Origin of the sequence: Streptomyces sp. NPDC015242 (genome assembly GCF_043079125.1) — a bacterium.
In the GTDB taxonomy this organism is placed as follows: Bacteria; Actinomycetota; Actinomycetes; order Streptomycetales; family Streptomycetaceae; genus Streptomyces.
Map to the genome: position 1 here is coordinate 311,458 of NZ_JBIBUF010000010.1, position 25,259 is coordinate 336,716.

General features: G+C 72.7%; 12 protein-coding genes. 2 read left to right on the top strand and 10 right to left on the bottom strand.

The annotated features are described in order from the left end of the window. Positions 1-53: 53 nt before the first annotated feature. Together ACF07N_RS31310 and ACF07N_RS31315 are read left to right on the top strand one after the other, a co-directional pair. Positions 54-659 (top strand): dihydrofolate reductase family protein, encoded by a 606-nt coding sequence (locus tag ACF07N_RS31310; RefSeq protein ID WP_392119423.1) that lies wholly within the window; start codon positions 54-56, stop codon positions 657-659. A 201-nt stretch (positions 660-860) separates the two neighbouring features. Continuing rightward, positions 861-1,466, top strand: a complete 606-nt coding sequence (locus ACF07N_RS31315; protein WP_392119426.1) for a dihydrofolate reductase family protein — start codon at positions 861-863, stop codon at positions 1,464-1,466. A 272-nt stretch (positions 1,467-1,738) separates the two neighbouring features. Here ACF07N_RS31315 and ACF07N_RS31320 read toward each other — a convergent pair whose 3' ends face one another. From ACF07N_RS31320 to ACF07N_RS31365, 10 genes are all read right to left on the bottom strand, one after another. Further along, complete coding sequence (locus ACF07N_RS31320) at positions 1,739-2,155, bottom strand: nuclear transport factor 2 family protein (RefSeq protein ID WP_392119429.1); 417 nt, start codon at positions 2,153-2,155, stop codon at positions 1,739-1,741. Positions 2,156-2,254: 99 nt separating this feature from the next. Next, positions 2,255-2,686, bottom strand: coding sequence for an Rrf2 family transcriptional regulator (locus tag ACF07N_RS31325; RefSeq protein WP_392119432.1), 432 nt, complete (start codon positions 2,684-2,686; stop codon positions 2,255-2,257). 49 nt (positions 2,687-2,735) lie between these two features. Next, complete coding sequence (locus ACF07N_RS31330) at positions 2,736-3,851, bottom strand: threonine aldolase family protein (RefSeq protein WP_392119435.1); 1,116 nt, start codon at positions 3,849-3,851, stop codon at positions 2,736-2,738. Next, the gene (locus ACF07N_RS31335) at positions 3,848-6,208 is read right to left on the bottom strand and encodes a penicillin acylase family protein (RefSeq protein ID WP_392119438.1); all 2,361 of its coding nucleotides are present in this window, start codon (positions 6,206-6,208) and stop codon (positions 3,848-3,850) included. The genes ACF07N_RS31330 and ACF07N_RS31335 overlap by 4 nt, the downstream gene beginning before the upstream one ends. Then, positions 6,195-7,460, bottom strand: coding sequence for an MFS transporter (locus ACF07N_RS31340; protein ID WP_392119441.1), 1,266 nt, complete (start codon positions 7,458-7,460; stop codon positions 6,195-6,197). Before ACF07N_RS31340 ends, ACF07N_RS31335 begins: the two co-directional genes overlap by 14 nt. After that, entirely contained in the window at positions 7,457-11,701 is a 4,245-nt protein-coding gene (locus tag ACF07N_RS31345) for an amino acid adenylation domain-containing protein (RefSeq protein WP_392119443.1), read from the bottom strand. The genes ACF07N_RS31340 and ACF07N_RS31345 overlap by 4 nt, the downstream gene beginning before the upstream one ends. 40 nt (positions 11,702-11,741) lie before the next feature. Next, a complete protein-coding gene (locus ACF07N_RS31350) occupies positions 11,742-18,479 on the bottom strand; it encodes an amino acid adenylation domain-containing protein (protein ID WP_392119446.1) in 6,738 nt (2,245 codons plus the stop codon). 1 nt (position 18,480) lies between these two features. Further along, positions 18,481-21,906 (bottom strand): AMP-binding protein, encoded by a 3,426-nt coding sequence (locus ACF07N_RS31355; protein WP_392119449.1) that lies wholly within the window; start codon positions 21,904-21,906, stop codon positions 18,481-18,483. Further along, entirely contained in the window at positions 21,899-22,978 is a 1,080-nt protein-coding gene (ltaE, locus tag ACF07N_RS31360; protein WP_392119452.1) for a low-specificity L-threonine aldolase, read from the bottom strand. Before ltaE ends, ACF07N_RS31355 begins: the two co-directional genes overlap by 8 nt. Next, the gene (locus tag ACF07N_RS31365; protein WP_392119455.1) at positions 22,975-25,239 is read right to left on the bottom strand and encodes a pyridoxal-phosphate dependent enzyme; all 2,265 of its coding nucleotides are present in this window, start codon (positions 25,237-25,239) and stop codon (positions 22,975-22,977) included. The genes ltaE and ACF07N_RS31365 overlap by 4 nt, the downstream gene beginning before the upstream one ends. Positions 25,240-25,259: the final 20 nt, after the last annotated feature.

Below are 25,259 nucleotides of genomic sequence, written 5' to 3' on the forward strand. Positions count from 1 at the left end.
ATGAGTTTCGGACGGCCTCGCGGTCCACCCCTCGACACGGAAGGGAGCGCACCATGCGCAAGATCATCGTTTGCACGTTCCTGTCACTGGACGGCGTCATGCAGGCACCGGGCGGTCCGGACGAGGATTCCGAGAGCGGCTTCGAGCACGGCGGATGGCAGAAGCCGGTCTCCGACGACGAGGTCGGCGCGGCCATCGCCGCCTGGTACGAGCCCGCCGACGCGATGCTGCTCGGCCGCAAGACGTACGACATCTTCGCGGCCTACTGGCCGACCGCCGACCCGGACAACCCGTTCACCGAGCGCATGAACAGCATGCGCAAGTACGTGGCGTCCAGGACCCTGACCTCCCTGGAGTGGGAGAACTCCACCCTGCTGCAGGACGACGTCGCCGCCGCAGTGCGCGAGCTGAAGGCATCCGACGGCGGCGACATCAACGTCGTCGGCAGTGGTGATCTCGCCCAGACGCTCATGCGGCACGACCTGGTCGACGAGTACCGGCTGACCATCCATCCGGTGATCATCGGTACCGGCAAGCGACTCTTCGCCGACGGAGCTGTCCCCACCGCCCTGGAACCGGTCAGCGTCTCGACGACGAAGAGCGGCACGATCGTCGGTGTCTACCGCCCGGCCGGCAAGCCCCGCTACGACAGCTACTAGTCCGAGTGCGGGCGCTGCCCCGACTGATCCCTGCGCGCCGACGGTCTGGGCGCGCGGTCAGCCCCGGCCGTTCGTGGGTGATGCTCCGCCGAGCTGATCTGCCGCAGGGGCATGGGTTCTCTCGTTACTCCGCAGCGCGGCCGATGACTTTGTGACTGCCGGCCGGTCCGAGCTTGTGACACCCCAGGAAAGGACACCGCCATGTCGGAGCTTCTCGTCGACTTCATCACATCCCTCGACGGCTGTGCATCGGGGGAGGGCTGGCCCGGATTCTGGGGCCTCGAGGGCCCGGAGTACCTCGCATGGCTCAGCGAGCAGCCCGAGGCCACCTACCTGATGGGAGCGAACACCTACCGTCTTATGTCCGGCTTCGCCGCGGGCGAGGTCCCGAACGGCCAAGACGAGTTCAGGCCCGAAGAAGAGGCCTCCGTCGACGAGCTCACGCAAGCGTCCAAGGTGGTGTTCTCCTCCTCACTCAAGGAGCCACTGACGTGGGCCAACTCCACGCTCGTCCGCGACGACGCCGTCGAAACGGTCCGCACCATGAAGTCGAGTGGCTCAGGGCTCCTCAGCACGATCGGCAGCCTCAGCCTGTGCCGGTCCCTGCTGCGCGCGGGACTCGTCGACCGCTTCCGGGTGGTGATGTTCCCGGTGATCACCGGGGCCACGGGCGAAGAACGCATCTACGACGGCTATCCGGACGTCGCCCTGGAGATGATCGACCACCGCACCTTCGACGGCCGCATCCAGCTGGTGGAGTACAAGCCCCGCGTGCTCGACCATCCGCCGCTCAGCGTCCCTGCGTGAGTCGCCCCGTCCGCCGGTCTGTCCGGCGTCGGCACCGTGTACGAGTTCGCCCCCGAAGCGGAGGCGGTGCTGCGCCCGCTGGCCGACGGCCGCACCGTGGACCTGGCCACGCTCGCCCACACGGCCGGCCTCGCCCTGGGCGCTGCGTGCGGCGCAGTCGGGGACGGTGGAGGCCACCGGCCCCGACGTCGTGAACGCCGCCGGGCAGGTACGGGTGCCGCACCTGCCCGGCCGGGCCGCTCCGGGCCGCGGGGTCCTCGAGTGTCCTCCGCTCAGCCGACGTCGAACGCCTCGGCGACGGTCAGTGTGTCCTCGTACAGGTGCATGCGAACGATCCGGCCGTCCTCGACCGCCAGGTGTATGGCCACCGGTGTGGTGAACTCCTTGCCGCTGGACACGGCGGTGTGTGTGAAGACCGCCAGCAGCACCACGTCACCACCGTCGACGATGAAGCGCTCGAGCACGACCTTGCTCCGGCCGTGCGCGAAGTGCGGCCACATGGTCGTGAAGTACGGCGCGACCTCCTCCCGGCGGGTACGGCGCCCGGTCCAGGGCAGTGCGTCACTGCCGGGGACGTGCCATTCGATCTCCTCGGCGAACAGCTCCTGAATGCCGTCGGCATCCTGCCTGCCGAGGCGCTCCAGGAACTGCTCGGCCACGGTCCGAGAGGTCTGAGTGTCTGTCGTCATCGTCCTTGCCCTTACTACTTGCCGGTCACTGTAACTGTTCTTGTTACATCAGTGGGTGTGGAACGCGGCTCCCCTCGATCAGGGAAAGCCGGTCCGAGGTCAGGCGGCTCTCAAGACATCCCGTAGCACGTCTTCCAGGGTGGTCTTGGCCAGCTCCCTGCTCAGGGCGGCCTCCACGTCGTCGTACACGGCGGTCATGGCCGGTCCGATGCCGTGGCCCACGACGCACTCGGGGTCCGGCGTCGCGCGATGCAGGGCGAAGACCGGTCCCGGTTCGATCGCCCGATAGACGTCGAGCAGGGTGATCGCCGCCAGGTCCCGCGCGAGCATCCACCCCGCACCCGCACCTCGCCGCGACTCGGCCAGGCCGGCCTTGCGCAGCTCGCCCAGCAGGCGGCGGATCACCACGGGGTTGGTGTTGACGCTCGTCGCGATCTGCTCGGAGGTGGCGACCTCGTGACCACGCCGCTGATACAGCCCGATCCAGACCAGGGTGTGCGCCGCGATGGTCAGTCTGCTGTTGGCACTCATGTCGGACTCCACCTCCCACGCCCCTCGATCCTGGTCGTAACCATTATTATTACATCTGTCGGCGGTGCGTCCCGCGGGCCCGGTGCACCAGCTCGCGCAGGAGCGCGGCGACCTCGTCGGGCGTGAAGTCCATCGCGTTCTCTCCCACACACACCTCGAAGGAACACTGGCCGTCGTGCGGAGCGGTTCGCAGGCGCAGGTACAGCTGGACGCCGTGTTCCCGCAGGATCTCCCGCGCGGCCGCCTCGGTCGCCTCCGGGCCGGCGGGCACATGGACGTGGAACAGCGGTGTCTGCGGCGGGTCGGGCACCACATGGACGGCGCCGTCCTCGCGCAGTGCGGCGGCGATGGCCACGGCGTGGTCCCGGAAGGCGGACATGCGGGGGGCCACGGTGTCGAGTCCGACCAGCGCCGCCGCGGCCAGGGGCCAGGCGTCGTCGAGCGCACCCCCCAGCCGCTGCCGCCACACCGCGGCCTCGCCGACCGTGCGTGCGTCGGACGCCAGGATCGCGCCGCGAATCCCCTCCAGGCCCTTGTAGAGCGAGACGTAGACGGTGTCGAAGAGCGCCGCGATCTCGGCGTGCGGACGCCCGTAGAAGGGCTGTGCCTCCCACAGCCTGGCCCCGTCCAGGTGGACCGCCGCACCGTGCCCCCGTGCCCAGGCGACCTGAGCCAGCAAGTCGTCCCAGGCGGGCAGCCGGCCGCCGACGTCGCGCTGGGGAAGTTCCAGCAGCAGCGCCGCGAGGGGCTCCGCCACACCCGCGAGGTCGGCCGTCTCGAGGAGGCGGTGCCGGTCACCGACCGGCCGGAACCGCAGTCCGTGCACCACCGCGTACCCCTGCTCCTCCCAGACCTCCAGGTGGGTCTGCGGATGGGCGGCGAAGGCGCGGCGTCCGCGCCGGTCGGCGTGGATCCGCAGCGCCACCTGCTGCGCCATCGTCCCGGTCGGGAACAGCAGGGCGGCTTCGGTGCCGAGCAGTGCGCACATCCTGCGTTCCAGCTCGGCCACCGGGTCCTCGGGCAGGCCGTCCTCCGGCAAGGCGTCGAGCATCGCGCGCAGGAGGCGGTGCGGAGTCCTGCGCAGCGGGGCGTGCAGGGACAGCGAACGCCTGATGCCCGCGGTGTCCCCGGCCCCTCCCGGCACGGTTCCGGGCAGCTGCTTCACGTGGTTCCTCCTCGGCGGGGGCGCAGTGACAGCAGGCGGGACGTGCCGGGCGGCGGTCCTTCCAGCGGCACCGGGTACAGCCGGCCCGCGGCATGGGCAGGCGTCTGGTCCTCGTAGTGGCGCGAGCGCGGGTGCCCCGAACTGCCGTGCCGCAGCACGTCCCAGAGCCGGGGCCCGTCCGGCCGCAGTTCGGCGACGAAGCGCCAGGGCGCCCCTTCCACGACCGTCCCCTGCCGGTCCGGTGTCATCAGGCAGACCGAGTGCCCGCTTCCACCGGCCGGCGTGGTGCTCCCCCCGAACAGCGCACGCAGGCCGGGCACCGCCCGCGCCAGCGCGTGCCGGTCACGGATGCGGTGCGTGCGGTCGTAGCGCCAGAGCGCCGGATCGTCGCCCTGTTCATCGGCGATCCAGGCGGCGGCCTCGGCGAGCGCGCCGCCGACGACCGCGGCGAGCGGGGCGTCCTCACCCAGCCGCCGTCTGGCCTCGGGGCTGGTGAGGAGGTGGTCGACCTGGAGCGTGACGTCGGGCATCGCCGCCGCCAGGTCCGCTCCGAGCCGGTCGCGCACCCAACGGTCCGTCACCTTCTGCAGCAGCCGGAAGAAGACCAGCGGTGCGGCCAGGTGGCCGTGGTCGTGCCCGTCCCAGTCCGCCAGCAGCCGGTGGCAGGCCGCCGCAAGCGGCGCGCGAGGGGGATCCTCGGCCAGCGCGGCGAGCAGCGCGGGCAGCACGCGCCGGGCGCGGCCGTTCGACACGTCCGCCTGCCAGGCGCCGCACGCCTCGGCGGTGATCGCGTCCGTCGTGGTGATCAGCTCCTCGATCCGCTCGGCGCGATAGGGGGCCACCCAGTCGGCCCCGACGTCCGGCAGCGCGCCGTCGGGCAGCATCCGGTGATTGGCCGAGACGACGTACCCCCGCTCCGGATCGGTGTCCTCGGGGAGATCGTCGAAGTCCAGGAAGCCCTGCCAGGACGCCGCCACCCGGGCGTGCTCGTCGGGCGCGCGTCCGCTCCCCGGGAGCCGTGCGGGCACGCGCCCGGCGGTCTTGACGGAGACGGTGCCGTCCTGGCAGGCCCAGACGACGTTGAGGACCGGCACGCCGAACCCCCGCAGGACGTCACGGAACTCCCCGGGCCCGTCCGCCCGCCACATCGACTGACAGCAGGCGATCTCGACGGACGGCTCGAACCCGCTCCAGAACAGGCCGTACCTTTCCCGCGACCCGGTGACGGGCGGGTCCAGTTCGACATAGCCGGGCCCGCCGGACGCCCGTACGGTGACGGGGTCCCGGCCGCGGACCGCGACCGTGCCGTCCTCCCACCAGGACGTGGCCGGACCGGGGCCGGGCGGCAGGACGCACAGGTCCTGCGTGTCGATGGTGGAGTTGGTGATGCCCCAGGCAAGGCGCTGGTTGGCACCGGCGATCAGGCCGGGCACCCCCGGCACGGTGACGCCGTAGCCGCGGTCCTGCTGCCCGTCCCGGCCGGTGAGGGCCAGGCCCATCTGGTACCACAGGCTCGGCTGGGTGAAGGGCACGTGCGGGTCGTTCGCCAGAATCGGGTGGCCCGAGGCGGTGAGAGCGCCGGACACGGCCCAGGCGTTCGACCCGATCGGATGCTCGCCGTCCAGCAGCCCGTCGAGCCAGCGCCGGGACTCCGGCGGCAGCGCGCCGACGGCCGGGCAGGCGGCGGATGCGCTCCGGCCGTGCCCGGCGCCCGCCCGGGGCCGTACCGTCACCGGCCCGTCCGCCGGGTACCTGGGTTCGGCGAACGCCGGGAGGTACTCCGGCCGTTCACCGGCCAGCCGGGCCCGGAAGAGCTCGTTCTTGATGTTCACCGCGAGGTCGAAGCCCAGGTACTTCACGATGAGGACGGAATCCAGTGGGGTCCACGGCTCGGGACGGTAGCGCAGCAGCAGGAACTCCACCGGGAGGCCGCCCCGCCGCCGCATCCGGCGGACGGCGGCGTCGACACCGGCGCTGAAGGCGATGAGCGCCGCCCGGTGCCGCGGCTCCAGCAGGCGTTCGGACAGCCGCGCGACACGGGTCAGCGCCAGCTTGCGGGCCCGGACGTCGTCCTGCTCGGTCACGGCGCCGAACACCTCCGACAACCTGCCCCGGGCCCGGCGCCGCAGCACGTCCATCTGCCACAGCCGGTCCTGGGCCTGGGCGAAGCCCGCGGCGAAGTACAGGTCGCGCTCGTTGTCGGACTCGGCCCACGGCACCCCGCGTTCGTCACGCCGGATCGTGGCCCCCCGGGCCAGCCCGGCGAGCCGTAGGGACCCGCTGTCCGGCTGAGCCAGGCGGCTGGGCAGGGCCACCAGGGAGAGCGCGTGGTGCATCACGCGGTCACGCCGGCTCACGTGTGTCCTCCTGCTCCGCGCGAGACCCCGCCGACATGCCGGGGACACGCCGTCCGACGAGCACGTAGATGCACACACTGACCAGGGCCAGCGAGCCCACGCCCAGGAACATCTCCGTACCACCGAACCCGGCCAGCAGCAGGCCTCCGGCGAACGGCCCGACGAACCCGCCGAACTGGGCGAACGTCTGGGCGCCGAAGTAACTCCCGCGGTTGGTCGCGGGCGCGATCCGGTCGATGATGGCGAACTCGGCCGGCACGATGAAGGTCTCGCCGACCGAGAAGACGACCATCGCCACCACGAACTGCCAGGCCTCCTGTGCCACCGCGAAGCCCACCATGCCGGCGAACAGCAGCAGGCCGCCGATGATGATCGACGTCACGGGGTCGCGCCTGCCCGAGAAGCGTGAGGCGATCATCTGGAACCCCACCACCGTCACGGCGTTGGTGGTCAGCAGGTAGCCGAGGATCGCCGTCCCGTCCGCGAAACCGATGGCCAGGTGCTGGGCGAGCAGCGCCGAGATCTTGCCGTGCACGGCCTCCAGGAGCAGACCCGCCACGATGAAGCACAGCAGGCGACGGTCCGTGGCCACCACCCGCGCGCTGTCGAGCAGTCCGCGCACCACCGTGCCGAAGCGCTCGCCGCCCTCGCGGACGGACCCGGGGGTTGCGGCCGCCCGTGCGCCCTTGCCGAGGAGCAGGCTCGTGCCCAGCAGGGCGAAGTAGCAGACGTATACGGCCGCCGAGACGAGGAACGCGGTCCGCCCGCCGGACAGGCCGGCGAACCCACCGGCGAGCGGCCCGACGGCGAAGCCGATGTTGAGCGCCAGGTACTGGTAGGAGAACCATTTCACCCGCTTCTCGTCGGGCAGGACGTCGCTGAGCATCGCCTTGCCGACCGGGCCGAAGGACGCCGCGCTCATCGACAGGGCGGCGTTGCACAGGAACACGGCCAGGAGGTGATGGCTGAAATAGAACCCGACGAAGGACCCGATGACCCCCAGCAGGGAGAGCAGCAGCAGCCGGGCGCGGCCCAGGATGTCGGACAGCGAACCGCCGAGGAAGCCCGCGAGGACGGAGAAGAACACCGACGAACCGACGATGAAACCGACCGTCGAGGGCGCCAGCCCCAACTCCCGGCGCAGGAACACCGCCAGAAACGGAACCGTGAAGGAGTTCGCCAGGCTCATGATGCCCGAACCGACGATCAGCAGCCTCGCGATGAACGGGGGCGAGGCGGTGGTGCGAGTCATCGTGGCTGAGGTCCCTTCACGGTGGTGTCGGCATCGTCGTACGGGGAGAAGAAGCGGCGCATGATCTCGGCCAGCGTCCCGGTGTGCGGACGGCGCAGCATTCCCTCGTGGTCCGCTGCGATCTCCTCGCAGCGCAGCGGGCCGGCCAGGAGCCCCTCCCAGCCGGTGCGCGGTGACGTCCGCCGGTCGTCGTGCTCGATGGCTTCCACCAGCAGCGTGGGGACAGCGCCGGGGCGGCTGGGCGGCCAGTCCAGGGCGGCCAGGCGCAGGTGATCGGCGAACGCCTCCCGCAGGGATCCGCCGAGCAGTTCGGCGGCGGAGCCCAGCCGCTGCTCCGCACGGCGCAGCACCTCGGACTCGTCGACACTGCCCAGCTCCCGGAACACGGCAGCGGCGTGCTGCCGGCCGGCATCGGGGAAGGCCGCCGCGAGACTGCCGAGGAAGGAGGCGAGCAGCCGCTCGCGGGGCCGGGACAGTTCGCTGCGGAGCGCTTCGGGGGCGAGGGAGTCCAGGAGCACGAGCGACAGCACCCGCCCGCCCCGTTCCGCCAGGCTCCGGGCGACGTGGTGTCCGAGAGCCCCGCCGAACGAGTGGCCCACCAGGTGGACGGGCCGCCCCGCCGCCTCGGCCGCGATGACGCGCGCGCACTCCTCGACCAGCACCGGCACCGTCAGGCCGTCACCGTGCGCGCGGACCACCTCCCTGGTGGACAGCGCGTAGAAGGACCGCTCGGGGAAGCAGGCGGACAGCTGGGCGAAGGAGGCGGCGAGTCCCAGGACACCCGGGAACGCGAACACGGGGGGTGCCCCGTGCGCGTGCGTGCGCAGGGGTAACAGGACGCCGGAGGTCTGCCGTTCTGCGACCGATGTCCCCGCGGAGCCAGTGGCGGACCCCTTGGCGGACCCGGGCCCACCCGTGGCGAGCAGCGTGGCGAGCGGGGTGTGCGGATCGTCGCTGATCCTCGCCAGCACCTCCGTGAACTCCCGGCCCATCGCCTCCACGGTCTCCGCCCGGAACAGGTCGGTGTTGTACCTCCAGCGCAGCTGGAAATCCTCACCGTCCTCGACGACGTCCAGCACCAGATCCGTCTTCGCCTCCTGCCGGGGCAGCCGCACGGCCGTCACGCGCACGCCGTCCAGGCGCAGCGGCACGCTCTCGTTGTTCTGCACCACCAGCATCAGCTGGAACAGCGGGGAGTGCCGCGCGGTGCGCTCCGGCTTCAGCCGCCTGACCAGCTCCTCGAAGGGCACGTGCTGGTGTTCCAGGTCGCGCAGGGTCTGGTCGCGTACCTGCGCCAGCAGGTCGCGGACCGTTCCCGTCGCCCCGACCCGCGTACGCAGCACCACGGTATTGACGAACATCCCGATGACGTCGTCGAAGTCGACCGACGGCCGGTTGGCCACCGGGGTCCCGACGACCACGTCCGGATTCTTGCCGCGGCGCGCGACGAACAGCGCGAAGGCCGCCTGGAGCAGCATGAACGGGGTGACGTCGGCCGACCGGCAGGCCGCGCGCACCGCCTTCGCCGGCACACCCGTCACCGCGTGGGTCACGGTGTCCCCGTGGTAGGTCATGCGTTCCGGCCGGGGCCGGTCCAGGGGCAGGGAGTGTTCCGCCGGCAGGTCCGCGAGGCGTCCCTCCCAGTAGTCGATGTCGCCCCGGGCCGCCGGGCCGGCCAGCCATTCCCGCATGCTGTGCGCGTAGTCGCCGTAGGTCGCCGCCAGCGGCGGCAGAGGGCTTGCCGTGTCATGCGGATGCTGCGCGAAGTGCGCGTAGAGCAGGCCCAGTTCCCGGCCGAGGACGGCGTTGGACCAGCCGTCGGCCGCCACGTGGTGGAGCGTCACGAGCAGTGCGTGCAGCCGGGGTCCGAACGGCACCAGCCGCACCCGCAGGGGAAGGTCCTGTTCGAGGTCGAACGGCCGGGCCGCCTCCTCCTCGGACAGCCGCTCGACCGCCTGGCGCACCTCCTGCGGCGTGCGGCCGCCCACGTCCCCGGGGGGCTCCTCGATCAGAGGCCGGAACCGCTCGGCGGGCAGGACGACGGCGATGACCTCGCCGTCCTGAAGCCGGAGCACGGTGCGCAGCGGGGCGTGCCGGTCGACCAGGGCGGTGAAGGCGCGGCACAGCGCCGTCACCTCCACCTCGCCCTCCAGCAGCACCGACAGGTGCAGGTTGTAGGCCGAGCTGCCCGGCTCCATGCGGGAGAGGAAGTACAGCCGTTGCTGGCCGGACGTGACCGGCGGCCGGTTCGGATCCGGCGCCTTCACCAGGGGCGGCACCGGCCCGCCGTCCGGGTCCCTGACGGGCTTCCGGTCGCGTACGGCGGCGGCCAGGTCCCGGGCGGTGGGGGCGCGCAGGAAGTCGCGCAGGGCGACGGTCACTCCGAAGTCGGTGCGGATCCTGGCCAGGAGCCGGGTCGCCAGCAGGGAGTGACCGCCCGACTCGAAGAAGCCGTCGGTGGGGGTGACCGGCTCCCCGTGCAGCAGGTCGGACATGGCCGCGGCGATCCGGGCCTCCACCGGGTCGTGGGCCGCGACGGGGTCCGCGCCGGACCCGTGCGTCCCGTGCGCGGAGCGCTCCTCGCCGGTCCCGTGCGTCCCGTCGGGCCGCTGTGCGCCGGTCGGTACGGTGGCGCGGTCGGCTGCGGGCGGATCGGGCAGCGCCCGGCGGTCGAGTTTGCCGTTGTGTGTGAGCGGCAGCCGGTCGAGCGGGACGAACACCGCCGGCAGCATGTACTCGGGCAGCACCCGGCCCAGCCGGCGGCGCAGCGTGGCCGGCGGGACCCCGGGCCCGTCCGGGACCACGTAGGCCACGAGCGTCCGGCCGAGCCCGTCCAGATCCCGGGCGACGACAGCCGCCTCGGCCACGCCGTCCAGGGCCCGCAGGGCCCCTTCCACCTCACCCAGTTCGACACGGAAGCCGCGGATCTTGACCTGGTCGTCCTTGCGGCCGTGGTACTCGAACTCCCCGTCGGGGACGCGCCTGGCCAGGTCGCCGGAACGGTAACCGCGACCGCGGCCGCCGGGCAGCTCCACGAACCGTTCCCGGGTCAGCTCGGGACGCCCCAGATAGCCGAGCGCCACCCCGGGCCCGGTCACCACGATCTCACCGATCTCGCCGTCCGGGACCGGAGTCAGCTCCTCGTCCAGCAGCAGGAACTGCAGGTCCGGCAGGGGCCTCCCGATCAGCGACGCCCCCTGGTCCAGGTCCGGCAGACGAATCCGCCGGAAGGAGGCGTGGACCGTGGTCTCGGTGATGCCGTACATGTTCACCAGGGCAGGGGCACCGTCCCCGTACTTGGCGGTCCAGCGCTTGAGGTCGGAGAAGTGCAGGGCCTCCCCGCCGAACACCACCCAGCGCAGGGGCAGCCGGTCGTGATGCCGGACATCCTCGCCGGCGAGCTGGTTGAAAGCGGTGGGCGTCTGGCTGAGCACCGTCACCCGCTCGTCGCGCAGCAACGCGCGGAAGGCCACCGGGTCCTGGGCGGTCTCCTTGGGCACCACGACGAGCGCACCGCCGTACAGCAGCGCCCCCCACATCTCCCACACCGACACGTCGAAGGCGAAGGAGTGGAACAGTGACCAGACGTCGTCCGGCCCGAATCCGTAGTGGCCCTCACTGCTGCTGAACAGCCGCAGGACGTTCCCATGGGTGACCTGGACGCCCTTCGGCCGGCCCGTGGTGCCCGAGGTGAAGATGACGTACGCGCGGCTGGCGCGGTCCACCGCCGGGGGCGGAAAGTCCCCCGGGGGCGACGGCAGTGGTTCGTCCACCAGCAGGGTGCGCCGGCCGCCGGGCAGGAGGGCCGCCCCCGCGCGGGACGTGACCACCACGGCGGGGTCGGCGTCCTCCAGGATCAGGTCGAGGCGGGCCCGTGGGGTCGAGGGATCCAGCGGCACGTAGCAGCAGCCGGCCCGCAGCACGGCGAGCGCGGCGGCCACCATGTCCGCCGAGCGCTCCAGCAGGATGCCCACCGGCCGCGCCGGCCCCCCGCTGAGGGGCGCGAGCGCGGCCGCGAGCGCGGCGGCCCGCTCATCCAGTTCCCGGTAGGTCAGCGTCTGCCGCCCCCACCGTACGGCCACCCGGTCGCCGTGGGCCCGCACCGCGGCGGCGAAGGCCTCGGTCAAAGACCCGGCGTCGGCGACTCCGGACGGGGCCGGCGCCGAGGTGGTCTGCGTGCCGGGCCGCCCGGCACGCAGGGCGACCCGGCGGCGCAGCTGTTCCACGCGGTCCTTGTTCATCGATGAGTTCCTTCCGCCCGGATCGCGGGCGCCGGGTCCGTCACAGTGCGAGCAGGAGGGCCGACAGAAGGCCGTTCTCGTCCAGCCGGCCGAGGAACGTCTCCCAGTGCGGGGACTCGGCCACGCGCGCCGCCTCGGCCGAGTCGGCGAAGTCGAGCCGCTCGCCGCTGACGTCCTGCCAGATCCGGTGCAGCGACTCCTGGTCGACGGCGTCGATCAGCGTGACGCGGTGCGGCTCGGCGTCCGGCCGGGACAGCAGGCCGTCCAGCATCGCCCGGACCGCCCGCAGCAGTCGGGCGGCCGTGTCGCGGGTGAAGAGAGTGGCGTCGTACTGGAGCGTCAGCCGCAGCGCGTCGCCCTCCGCGAACCGGAACGACAGGTCGAACTGGCTGGTGGCGGGCGGCAGCTGATCCAGGGCGCCGACCAGACCGGGTATCCCGTCGAGGTCCAGTGGGAAGTTGTCCACCGTCACGAGCACCTGAACCAGCGGTGCGGTGTCCGGCCGCCGTTCGGCTCCGGTGACCCGGACGATCTCCTGGAACGGCAGGTGCTGGTGCTCCAGCGCCCGCAGTGCGCTCGCGGTCACGGATTTCGACAATTCGGCTGCCGTGCCGCCCGGTTCGACGCGGTAGCGGAACGGCAGGGTGTTGGCGAAGAAGCCGATCAGGTTCTCGGTCTCCGGCAGCGTGCGTCCGGCGACCGCCGCGCCGAGGACCACGTCGGACTGCTGGGCGAACCGGGACATGACGGCCGCCACCGCCGTGTGGAACAGCATGAACGGGGTGCTGCCGTGGGCGTGGGCGAACGCCCGGACGCGGTCCGTGTCCCGGCGGTCCCAGTCCGTGGCGAGGTGCCCGGCCTCGCGGGAGCGGTCGGCGGTGCGTTCCTCGTCGGTGGTGAGCGGGAGTTCGCCCGGGTAGCCGTCCAGGTACGTCCGCCAGAACGTCTGCTCCTCACCGGCCCGGGTGGAGAGGAAGTCCCGTTGCCACAGGGCGTAGTCGCCGTACTGGACCGGCAGTGCGGGCAGGTCGGCCGGCCGGCCCTCGGTGGCGGCGAGGTACGCCTCGGTGATCTCCCTGACCGCCACGTCGGTGGACCAGCCGTCGGAGACGGTGTGGTGGCTGCTCCAGCGCAGGATGTGCTCGGTGGGGGAGAAGCGGTACAGCCGTGCGACGACCAGCGGCCCGCTCGTCAGGTCGAACCGGTGGGCGAGAGCCTCCCCGCGGACATGCGCGATCCGGGCCTGCGGGTCCGCGAGCCCGAGTGCGCCGACGTCCTCGACCTCCAGCCGCACCCGTGCCGCGGGCGCCGGCTCCTGGAAGGGGACACCGTCGCGTGCGCCGAACCGGACGGACAGGATCTCGTGGCGGTCGGCCAGCAGGTCGACGGCACCGCGCAGCGCCTCGACGTCGAGGGGCCCCGACAGACGCAGCAGCGAGGTGTTGTCGTAGGCCCGGTCGTCGGGGTCGACCTGGTGCAGGAACCACAGGCTCGCCTGTCCGGCGGTGAGCGGGAAGGTCTGCGTGTCCGCCGGCCGGGGCGGGATCCGCAGGACGTCCGCGGTGGTGGACGGCCGCCGTGTCCCCAGCTCGTCCAGCCGGGCGGCCAGTGCGCGCGGCGTGGGGTGCTCGAACAGCATGCGCAGCGGCAGGTCCTGTCCCAGGCGGTCCCTGAGACGCGCCATGACCTGCGTCGCGTGCAGGGAGTGGCCACCCGCCTCGAAGAAGTGGGTGGTGGGGGAGAGCCGGCGGTCCGGTCCGAGCACGGCGGCCCAGACGTCGATGACCGCGCGTTCGGTGGCGGTGGCGGGCTCGGTGTCCTCCTCGGTCCCGGTGGCCGCGGCCGTCAGGTCCCAGGCGGCGAGTGCCCTGGTGTCCACCTTGCCGTGCGGGGTGCGGGGCAGGTCGTCCAGGCGGATCAGGTAGTCGGGCACGGCGTATCGGGGCAGCACCTCGGCGAGCCTGTCGCGAAGCTCCGGGACCCGCACGTCGACACGGCGGACCTGCGGGCCGTGGGCGCCCGCCCCTTCGCCCGCGGCGTCACCGGCCACCTTGGGCACGAAGAAGGCGACGAGTTGCTTGGCGCCGTCCGTCTCCCGCACGACCACGGCGCTCTCCTGCAGGACGTCGACGCCGTCGAGCGCGCGCCGCACCTCGCCCAGTTCGACGCGATGGCCCCGGATCTTCAGCTGGCTGTCGATCCGGCCGATGAACTCGAAGGTGCCGTCGGGCAGCCGGCGTCCCCAGTCACCGGTCCGGTAGGCGCGCACGCCCGGGTCACCGGCGAACGGGTCGGGGACGAACGCCGCCGCGGTGCGCTCTTCGTCGTTGACGTAGCCGGCGCCGACGCACAGTCCGCCGACGTACAGCTCGCCCGGGGTGCCGACCGGGACCGGCTGGCGGTCGGCGTCGAGCACGTACACCGCGGCGTTGCGGATCGGCCGGCCCACCGGCACCGACGCCGCCCGCTCGTCCGCCTCACCGATCAGTTCGTGGTGGGTGCAGTCGTCGGACACCTCGGTGGCGCCCCACATGTTGAGCAGGCGCACCCGCGGCAGTTGCCGCCGGAAGGCGTTGGCGCACCGGGGTGTCAGCGTCTCGCCGCTGGAGACCACCCAGCGCAGCGCGAACGGCGGGAACGCCTCGGTGCCGTGGTAGGCCAGTTCCGAGCTGAAGACGCTGAGGACGGACGGCGACACCTCCAGGACGGTGATGCCGTCCTCGGCCACCGCCCTGAGCAGACGCGGCGGGTCCTGGCTGATGTCGTCGGGGTAGATCACGGTGGTGGCGCCGGCCGCCAGGGGGGCCAGGAGCTGCCACACCGAGATGTCGAACGTGGCCGCCGCGTCCTGCGAGACGAGATCTCCCGGGCCGATCCCGAGATCGTGCAGCTTCGCCTCGATGTGGTTGAGCATGCCGTCGTGACGCAGCAGCGCGCCCTTGGGCTCACCGGTCGAACCCGAGGTGAAGATGACGTAGGCGGCGTCCCGCCCCGCGGGCACCGGACCGGTATGCGGCGCGAGGCCCGCGGACTCCCGCAGGGTCCGCGCCAGGTCCAGCACCCGCACCGTCCCGTCCGCGGCCTCGGTGACGGCGGCCCGGAAGCCGGCGTCGCACAGCACCGTGCCGGCCGCGCTGGTGCGCAGCATCGCGGCCACCCGCCGGACCGGGCCGCCGGGCAGGGGCAGGTAGACGGCGCCGCAGCGCAGCACGGCCAGGACGGCGGTCAGATGGTCCAGTCCGCGGGCGGCACCCAGCGCCACCACCTCACCGGGGCGGACGCCCAGGTCGTGCAGACGGGTCGCGAGCGCCCCGGCCCGGGCCGCCAGTTCCCGGTAGGTCAGCGCGTCGTCGCCGCACCGGGCCGCCACCTCGCCGGCGTAACGGACCGCCGCTTCCTCGAAACGGCTGAGGAACCCCGGAGCGGACAGGGGCACCGGCGGCTGCCCGGCCCCCTCCAGCAGCCGCAGCCACTGGTCCTCGCCGAGCAGGTCGCGTTGCGTGGGCACCGCGTGCGGATGCGCCGCCACGTGGGCGAGCGCGTTGCGGTACATCAGGCCGACGGTGCGCAGCTGGTCCTCGGTGACCCGCTGGACGTTGGCCTCCAGGTCCAGCGAGAGCAGCTTGGAGAAGGGGTCCTTGTTGAACTCCGTGCGCAGCGTGAAGTGGGTCTGGATGTAGGCCTTGGCGTCCAGCACCTCGAACCGGGTGGCCCCGGCCAGCCGCTCGTAGCTGTGGAAGTGCGTGTAGTTGAAGCTGATGTCGGTCAGTTCCCGGGCCCCGCTGAGCCGCTGGAGCTCGGCATAGGGGTACCGGCGCACCGGCAGCAGCTCGTTCTCCTTGTCGAAGGCCGCCCGGATCAGGTCCGACCATGCCGGGCCCCGGCCGGTCAGCAGATAGGGCACCACGTTGAGGTGGACCCCCAGCACGTCGGCGCCGCCCTCGCCCTCGAACCGGCCGTTGGACTCGACGCCCAGCAGCACCCGGTCGCGGGCGGTGAGGGCGGACAGGACCCGGGCGTGCACGGCCAGCAGGACGTGCTTGAGGGAGACGTTGTGATCGCGGGCCAGGTCGTCCAGCGCGTCCGAGAGATCCGGGTCGATGTCCACCGCGAGGAAGCCCATGGTCCCCTGGTGCGCGTCCGGCGATCCGGCGGCCAGGCGCGGCAGGAGCGTGGGTTCGACGTCGGTGAGCTCCTTCGACCAGAAGTCGCGCACCGTGCTGTCGGTCAGTGCCTGCTGCTCCAGGGCGATGTAGTCGGCGTAGCGGCGCTCGGTGCGCGGCACGGGGGCGAGGGCGCGGTTCTCGCGCAGCGCCCAGTAGTCGGTGAGGACCTCGGTGATCAGCGAGGACTCGCTCCAGCCGTCGAGCAGCGCGTCGTGGAAGCTCATGGCGAACTGGAACTCGTCGTCGGCGAGCAGGTGGACGGCGAACCGGATGAGCGGGGGCTTCGCCCAGTCGTACGGCGTGCGCCGCTCGGCCTCCTGCCAGCGTGCCAGCCGTGCCTCCTGCTCCCGCGGGTCCAGTGCGCGCACGTCCTCCACGGTGATCGGGGCGGCGGCCGAGCGGTGCACCACCTGCAGCGGCTGCGTGTAGCCGGAGAAGTGGAAGGAGGTGCGCAGGATGTCGTGGCGCTCCACAGCACGTGCCACGGCCCGGCGCATCGCCTCGGCGTCGTAGGCGCCCCCACGGAGCCGGAACATGAAGATGTCGCAGTACATGTTCACGTCGTTCTCGTAGGCGCTGTGGAACAGCAGCCCCGCCTGGAGCGTGCCCACCGGATAGGCGTCCTCGACGTCCTCTCCCCGCAGCGCCTCGCGGTCCGCCGGGTCGAGCAGGGCGAAGGGCGCGGCCGGCGGCTGCTGTTCGCTCTCCGTGGCCCGCTCGGCGACGGCGGCCAGCGCGCGGGGCGTCTGGAGGGCGTAGATGTCGCCGAGTTCCAGGAGGATCCCGCGCTTGAGAGCCTCGGCCCGCAGCTTCAGCGCGAGGATCGAGTCACCGCCCACGCTGAAGAAGGAGTCGTCTTCCCCGACCCCCGCGACACCGAGGACGTCACCGAAGACGGCGCTGATGGCCCCCGCGAGGGCGTCCGCCCCCGGGCCGGGGGCATCGGACGGCACGAGGCCGGGGGCCGACTCCCGCAGGCAGGTGGCGGCGGTGGGCTCCGGCAGCCGGCCCTGGTCGACCTTGCCGTTGTGGTTGAGCGGGATCGCGTCGACGGGCACCACGAACGCCGGGATCATGTACGGCGGCAGGCGCCGGCGCAGCCGGTCGAACAGGTCGTCGGCGTCGAGGTCGGCGCCGGGCACGACATAGGCCACGATCCGGGGCACGTCGTCGCGCGTCCCGCGGCGGACCCGGGAGCCACCGCGCACCAGGTCGCGTACGTCGGTGATCCGCAGCGACGGCTCGGTCGCCTTGACGACGGGCCCGGCGGGGTCCTGCGGCCGGGTGACCAGCACGGTGGCCTGGAGCACGCCGGGGACGTCGTTGAGAACCGCCTGGATCTCACCCAGCTCGATACGAAAGCCGCGAATCTTGACCTGGTCGTCCTTGCGGCCCTCGTAGGCGAACTCCCCGTCCTCGGTGAGCCGGGCCAGGTCGCCGGAGCGGTAGGCCCGGCCGGCGCCGGGCAGGTCGACGAACCGCTCGTCGGTGAGCTCGGGCCGGTTCAGGTAGCCGAGGGCCACGCCCGGACCGGTCACCAGGATCTCGCCGGTCTCACCCCGGGGCACCGGCGCGAGGGAGTCGTCCACCAGGGTGAAGTCCAGGTCGGGCAGGGGGCGGCCGATCAGCGAGCGCCCGTCCTTCAGGTCGGCGGCGCGCACACGGCGGTGGGAGGCGTGCACGGTGGTCTCGGTGATGCCGTACATGTTGACCAGCACCGGGGCGTCGTCCCCGTACTTGGCCACCCAGCGGCCGAGGTCGGAGAAGTGCAGCGCCTCCCCGCCGAAGACCACCCAGCGCAGCGGCAGCCGGTCCGTGTGCCGGGCGTCCTCGGCGATGAGCTGGCGGAACGCCGTCGGCGTCTGGTTCAGGACGGTCACCCGCTCCTGGTGGAGCAGGCGCCGGAAGCCTTCAGGGTCCTGGGCGACCTCGCGGGGCACCACCACGACACACCCGCCGTACAGCAGCGCCCCCCACATCTCCCACACGGAGAAGTCGAAGGCGAACGAGTGGAACAGCGTCCACACGTCGTCGGCGCCGAAACCGTAGAGGGGCTCGGTCGCGGTGAACAGGCGCAGCACGTTGCCGTGCGAGACCTCGACGCCCTTGGGGCGCCCCGTCGTCCCGGACGTGAAGATGACGTACGCGCGCGTGTCCCGGGCCACCGGCGCCGGTGGCCCGGCCAGGGGGGCCGGCAGCGCGTCGTCCACGTGCACCACCGGCACCGCCCCGGGCAGTCGCCCCGCCAGGTCCCGGGAGGTGAGAACCACCGAGGGCGCCGCGTCCTCGAGGATCAGCTCCAGGCGGGCCGCCGGTGTCGACGGATCCAGCGGTACGTACGAGGACCCCGTCCACAGCGCGGCCAGGGCAGCGGCCACCATGTCCGTGGAGCGGTCCAGCAGGATGCCGACCGGACGCTCCGGCGCCACCGAGCGGGAAGTGATCGCAGCGGCCAGGGCACGGACCCGCTCGTCGAGTTCACGGTAGGTCAGCGCCCGGGCGCCGCAGCGCACGGCGGTGCGGTCCCCGTGGGCCCGCACGGTGACGGTGAAGCCTTCGGCGAGGCTGTCCACGCCTGTCAGAGGCGAGGTCGGCACGGTCTTCTCCTTCATGTCAGCCTCCAGCGGTGCCGGTACGGCTCAAGGGGGCGGCCTGGGCGACGAGCGCGCCCAGGGCTGTCCGGAACGCGTCGCTCAGGAGCCCGGCGGAGCGGGCAGGGAGGAGGTGCTCCTGGTGCTCCAGCCGGAACACCAGGCGGTCGCCGTCCCGGGCGCCGTACAGGCCCACGGCGAAGGCCGTGTCGCGCGGCGGGATGTCGAAGGCCCGCACCTCGACGCCGCCGAGGACCTGGCGGCTGCCGCTCCAGGGGATCGAGAACCCGTCGTCCAGCAGGCCGTCCGCGGACTGCTGGAACGTCAACGTCGCCTGGAACAGGGGGTTCTGGCCGTGCCGAGGGGGCTCCAGGGCCTTGACGAGCCGGAAGAAGGGCACGTCCGCGTTCTCCAGGGAGCCGCGCACCTCCCGCCAGGTGCGTGAGCGCAGGCCCGCCGGATCGGTGCCGTCGCGGAAGTCGCCCAGCAGCGGCACCATGTTGACCAGATAGCCCACGGTGCCGGCGAACCGCCAGTCGTCGCGGTTGTGGTACGGCGTGCCGACGACGATCCGCTCCTGACCGGTGACCTCGTGCAGTGCGCGCAGATAGGCGGCGGCGAGCAGGACGAACGGGGTGTGGCCGTGCGCCTTGGCGTCCGCGTACACCCGGTGGGTGAGATCCGCGTCGAGCGCGAAGTCCACCACCCCGGCCGGGGTGCGCCTGCGGGGTGCGGGCCCGTCGGAGGGGAACAGGAGATGCTCACGCAGGGGACGCCACTTCTCGGCCGCCCGGGCGGTCCTCTCCCGGACGGACGGTGTCTCCAGCGTGCGCGCCTGGTGGCGGCACCAGTCCACGGCACCGGGAGCCGGGCCGGGAGCGGGCAGCCGGACATCCAGCAGCGCCGACAGCAGCTCGGCCAGCACGATCCGCAACGACCAGTAGTCCACGATCGCGTGATGCGCCGTCAGCAGGAGCACGGTGCTGCCGGGTGAGAGCACCGCCGCCGTGCGTACCAGGGGCCCGCCGGTGAGGTCGAACCGCCGGTGCGCCACGCTCCGCAGCAGCCCGAGCGCCTCGCTCTCGTCGTCGGTGGCCGTCTCCCAGTGGGTGAAGTCCAGGGGCAGGGTGCCCGGTTCGTGCAGCACCTGGGTGCCGGTACCGGGCTCGCCGAGGGTGCTCCGCAGCGCGGCGTGCCGGGCGATGACGGCGGCGACCGCGTCGCGGATGCGGTCCGGTTCCAGCCGGCGTCCGACGCGCAGGGCGACCGGCAGGTTGTGCGCGGTGTCCTCAGGCAGCAGTTCGTGCCGGAACTGGAACTGCACCTGCCCCTCCGTCGCCGGGTAGCTGCCGGGGTCCGGCAGGGCACCGGGATCCTCTGCCGTTTGTCCCGAGCCCGGCTCCGGGGCGGCCGGAGCGCCGGCGAGGGCTTCGACGACGTCGTCGAGGGAGCGGTCGCCGAAGAACAGGCTCGTGTCCAGGCGCCGTCCGGACTGCCGCTCGATGCCGCCGCGCAGGGCCACCAGCTTCAGCGAGTCCAGTCCCAGCGCCGCCAGCGGCAGGGCGAAGTCCTCCGCGGCGAGCTCGGTCCCCGCGTGGGCCGCCACGAGCCGGGCCAGGGCGCCGCGCACCGCGTCGGGGCGCAGGCTCCGGTCCGCCGGGTCGGGCGGCACGACTTCCGGGCCTGTCAGTTGCGGTCCCGGGTGAGGCGCCCGGGTCTCGCCGATCAGGCGCAGCCGGCCGTCGAGGAACCGCTGCCGTGTCTCGGCCCGGCGGATCTTGCCGCTGGAGGTCTTGGGGAGGGAACCGGGGAAGACGAAGACGACGTCGGCCACGTCGAGACCGCATTCGGCCCCCACCCGGCGGCGTACCGCGGCGCCGAGCTCCCGCACCGCCGTGGCGTCGGCCCGCAACCGGGCGGCGGCGGACCGCGCCGCCTCCACCACGAGCACCACCCGGGGCCCGGCGGCGTCCGGCTGGAACGCCGCCGCGCAGCCGCGGCGCAGGTCGCCGGAGACGGAGGAGGCGAGGTTCTCGATGTCGTGCGGGTAGAAGTTGCGTCCGGCGACGATGATCAGGTCCTTGCTCCGGCCGACCGGATACAGCTGGCCGTCGCGGAGCGCACCGAGGTCGCCGGTGCGCAGGAAGGTGCCCTCCCGTCCGGTGACCCGGGCGCGGAAGGTCTCCTCGGAGGCTTCGGGCTGTTCCCAGTAGCCACCCGCGACCCCGGGGCCGCGCACGCAGATCTCGCCCACCTCCCCGTCCGGCAGGGCGTGTCCGTCCCCCGAGCGGATCACGATCTCGGTGCGTGCGGCCGCCCGGCCGCACGCCACGACGGGGAGCCGGTCCCCGTCCTCCGCGGGCCCCGCTTCCTCGAGACGGCCGCCCTCGATCGCGCGGCGGCTCACCGCCAGGCTGCGGTACCCGCCCATGCGCTCGGCACCCGAGACGAACAGGGTGGCCTCCGCCAGCCCGTAGCACGGGTAGAGGGCACCGCGGTCGAAGCCGTGGCGCCCGTACAGGGCCGCGAAGCTCTCCAGTGTCGCCGGGATGACGGGTTCCGCTCCGTTGAACGCGACCTGCCAGGAACCGAGGTCGATCCCGGCGAGGCGCTGCGCGTCGTACCGGTCGGCGAGCAACTGGTAGGCGAAGTTGGGACCGCCGGAGCAGGTCGCCGCGTAGCGGGACACGGCCTCCGGCCAGATCAACGGGTCGTGGATGAACGCGAACGTGTCGAGCAGCACGGCCTTGACCCCGGCGTACAGGGGCAGCAGGGCGGTGCCGATCAGCCCCATGTCGTGGTACAGCGGCAGCCAGCTGAGGATGACGTCGTCGGAGCGGACCCCGAACCCCTCCGTGATGGCCCGCTCGTTCTCGACCAGGTTGCCGTGACCGACCATCACGCCCTTGGGCTGCCCCGTGGAGCCCGATGTGTACTGCAGGAAGGCGAGGTCGCCGCCGTCGAGCGCGACCGGCTCGTACACCCCCGGTCCGGCCTGCCCGATCCCCTCGACGGCGTACAGCCGGAGTCCTTGTGCACCGGCGGTGCGCGGCAGGTCCTGGAGGTGTTCCAGCAGCGCGCCGGATGTGAGCGCGTGGGCGGGGCGGCAGTCGCGGACGACCGCCTCGATCCGGTCGAGCTTCGCACCCGGGCGCGGCGGATACAGCGGTACCGCCACCATCCCGGCGTACAGGCAGCCCAGGAAGGCGGTCAGGTAGTCGAGGCCGGGCGGCAGCAGGAGCAGGACGCGGTCACCCGGCCGCGCGGTCTTCTGCAGGAAGGCCGCGACGCCGAGCGCGGACTGCTCCAGTGCGCGGTACCCCACGGTGTGGTCGGGGCCCTCCTGTGACGAGGCGAAGACGTAGGCGACGTCGTCCGGGCGCACCGCGGCCCAGTGGGACAGCGCGGCGGGGAGAGTGGGGAACGAGGGGATCGGCTGCTCAGGCACGGTCACCGGCTCCCGCCTCGGCCCCGGCGGGCCCGGCCGGATCGGCCAGCACGCGTTCGACGACGGCGATCGCCTCCTCCACGTCCTGCGCGCTCACCCCGCGGTGGGTGACGGCCCGCAGCCGCCCGTGGCCCAGTTCCGCCACGGCCAGACCGTGCCGGGCCGCGGATTGGGCGAAGGTCTGCCAGGTGAATCGCTCGTCGGTGACCCGGAACATCACGATGTTGGTGCGGGTTTCGGCCGGGAGGACGTCGATGCCCGGGATCTTCGCCAGGCCGGACGCCAGGCGTTCCGCGTTGCGGTGGTCCTCGGCCAGCCGGCCGGCGTTCTCGATGGCGAGGATGCCCGCCGCGGCGACCACACCGGTCTGCCGCATGCCGCCGCCGAGCATCTTCCGGATCCGGCGCACCTGGGTGATGAACGCCTGCGTGCCCACGACCATGGAGCCGATCGGGGCGGACAGCCCCTTGGACAGGCAGAACTGGACGGAGTCCGCGTACCGCGCGATGTCGGCGACGGGGACGCCCGCGGCCACGGCCGCGTTGAAGACCCGGGCGCCGTCGAGGTGGATCGGCACGTCCCGTTCGTCGGCGAACCGGCGCACCTCGCGCAGGTACTCCGTCGGCAGCACGGAACCGCCGGACCGGTTGTGGGTGTTCTCCAGGCAGATCAGGGCGGGCAGCGCGAACTGCGGGTCGTCGGGGTCGTCCGGGAACCCCTTGGCGAGGTCGGTGAGCAGCAGCCGCCCGTCCGGCTGGGTGGGAACGGGTTCGTAGACGATCCCGCCGCACACCGAGGCGCCGCCGGCCTCGTAGATGTAGATGTCGCTCTCGTCACCGACCAGCACCTTCGTGCCGCGCGGTGCGTGGGCCATGATCGAGGCCAGGTTCGCCATGGTGCCGCTCGGCATGAAGCATCCCGCCTCCTTGCCCAGGGTGGTGGCGGCCAGCTGCTCCAGCCGGTTCGTCGTGGGGTCCTCGCCGTAGACGTCGTCCCCGAGGGGCGCCTCGCCCATGGCCCGGAGCATCTCCCCGGTCGGCAGGGTGAATGTGTCGCTGCGCAGCTCTATCACTGGGCGTGCCCCTCCCATGCGTCGTCGCCCTCCAGGACGACGGCTGTCCGGCCGACGGCCTCGGCCAGGATCTTGATGACCTGTTCGTGGGTGTCGCCGTGGGCGATGACGTAGCCCAGGCGGTCGTAGGCGTTGCGGGGCGGGCCGACCTCGGCTCCCGGCCGGGCCGTGACGACCACCCGGTCGACTCCGGCGACGGTCCGTGCCTGGTCCGCCCCGGACAGCGCGGCCAGCTTCCCGGGACGGTCCGCCAGCAGGAAGTGGATGCCGGCGTGCCGCACCGGTTCCCGCGTCGGCTCGGGCGGCAGCCCCGCCGCGACCCGTACCTGCTGGTCGAGCAGCTGCGTACCGGTGGCCAGGTGGACCAGCTCCGGGATCATCCCCCCGGCGAGCCGCGGGTTGATCTCGATGATCACCGGCCCGTCCGCGGTGAGGCGCACCTCGGTGTGGGTGGCACCGAGGGTGATGCCGGCGGCCGACACGGCCCGGCGCACGGCGTCCTCGAGGGACGCTGCCTGGTCCGCAGGCAGCGGCGCGGGGAAGACGTGCCGGTACTCGACGAAGCCGGGCAGCCCGGTCACGGTCTTCTCGGTGATCCCGACGCAGTGCGTGCGGTCGTTCCAGCCGAACATCTCGACGCTGAACTCGGGGGCGTCGACGTACTCCTCGATCAGGACGGTGCCGGCGGTGGGCATGCCGCGGACGTTGTGGCGGATGCCGAGGATCCTGCGGGTCTGGGCGGTGACCTCGTCCTCGGTGTGGCACAGCAGCACGTTGTTGGAGCCGGAGTCGTCCGCGGGCTTGACCACGCAGGGCAGCCCCACCGCGGCCAGGGCGGCGGGCACCTCGGCGGCGTCGGTGACGGTGGCGAAGCCGGGCTGCGCGACGCCGTGTTCCCGCAGTCGCTCCCGCAGCAGGGCCTTGTTGCGGCACACGGCCACCGCGTCGGCCGGGTTGCCGGGCATGCCGAGCCAGGTGGTCAGCTCGGCGACCGCGGGGACGTAGAAGTCGCTGGTGGTCGTCACCCCGGCCAGGTCCTCGCGGCGGAACTCGTCCTGGATCGTACGGCGCAGCTTCGCCTGGGAGTTGGTGTCGCAGACGAGCACTCGGCAGCCGGCCTCGTCCAGTCCCGCGTACCGCTCGGGCGCGCTGGTCAGCAGCACCGGCTCGAAGCCCAGCCGGCGCGCGACGGACAGCGCCTGCATGCCGGTGCCGGTGGTGTTGGACTCGACGAACAGCAGGTGTCGGGTGGGTGCGGGCAGCTTGCGCAGCGAGGCCACCGACCAGCCCCGCACGACCTGGTCGAGGGAGACGGGCACCGGGGCCGGCCGCGACTCCAGCCGGGAGAGCCCCTTCTCCTCCCAGAACCCGTCGTCGTAGATGGTGTCGACGTACCGGTCGCCGCGGTCCGGGAGGATGCCGACGATCCGGGTCCCGGGTTCGGCGTGCGCCGCCAGGTACGTCAGCACCCGGTACACCGACCCGGACGTGTTGCCCGCGAACACCTGCTGTTCCCGGGCGAGGGCACGGGTGGCTTCGAACGCCTCCCGGTCATTGAGCCAGTGCACCTCGTCGATGAGCCGCCGGTCCAGGTTCTTCGGCAGGAGACTGTTGCCCAGCCCGCTCTGCAGCCGGCCCGGGACGTCCGGCTGCCCGAACAGCACGCTGCCGACCGAGTCGACGCCCACCACCCGCAGCGCGGGCAGCCCGCGCCGCAGCGCCCGGGCCGTGCCGCACAGCGAGCCGCCGCTGCCGACCGAGCCGACCAGGACGTCCACCCGGCCGAGGTCCTCCTCGATCTCCCTGGCCAGCAGCCGGTAGGCGCCGGGGTTGTCGGGGTTGCTGTACTGCTGGGGCCAGAACGCGCCGGGCAGGTCCGCCATCAGCCGCTCGAGCTCCTCCAGCCGGGCGCTCTGCCAGCCGTGGCTGGTCATGGCTTCGACGACGTGGACCTGACAGCCCAGTGCACGCAGTTTGGCCAGGGTGATGGGGTCGATCCGCGGATCGGTGACGATGTGCACGGGGTGACCGAGCGCCGTTCCCACCAGGGCCACACCGAGCGCCATGGTGCCGGAGGAGCTCTCCACGATGGGCGCCCCGTCGCGCAGCGCCCCGGTGCGTTCGGCCTCCAGGAGCATGTTCCGGGCGACCCGGTCCTTCATCGCGAAGAGGTTCTGCAACTCCAGCTTGGCGTATACCTCCACGTCCGGCGATGCGGTCCGCAGGCGCACCAGTGGAGTGCGGCCGACGGCGTCGACCATGCTGTCGAATTTCACAGGGA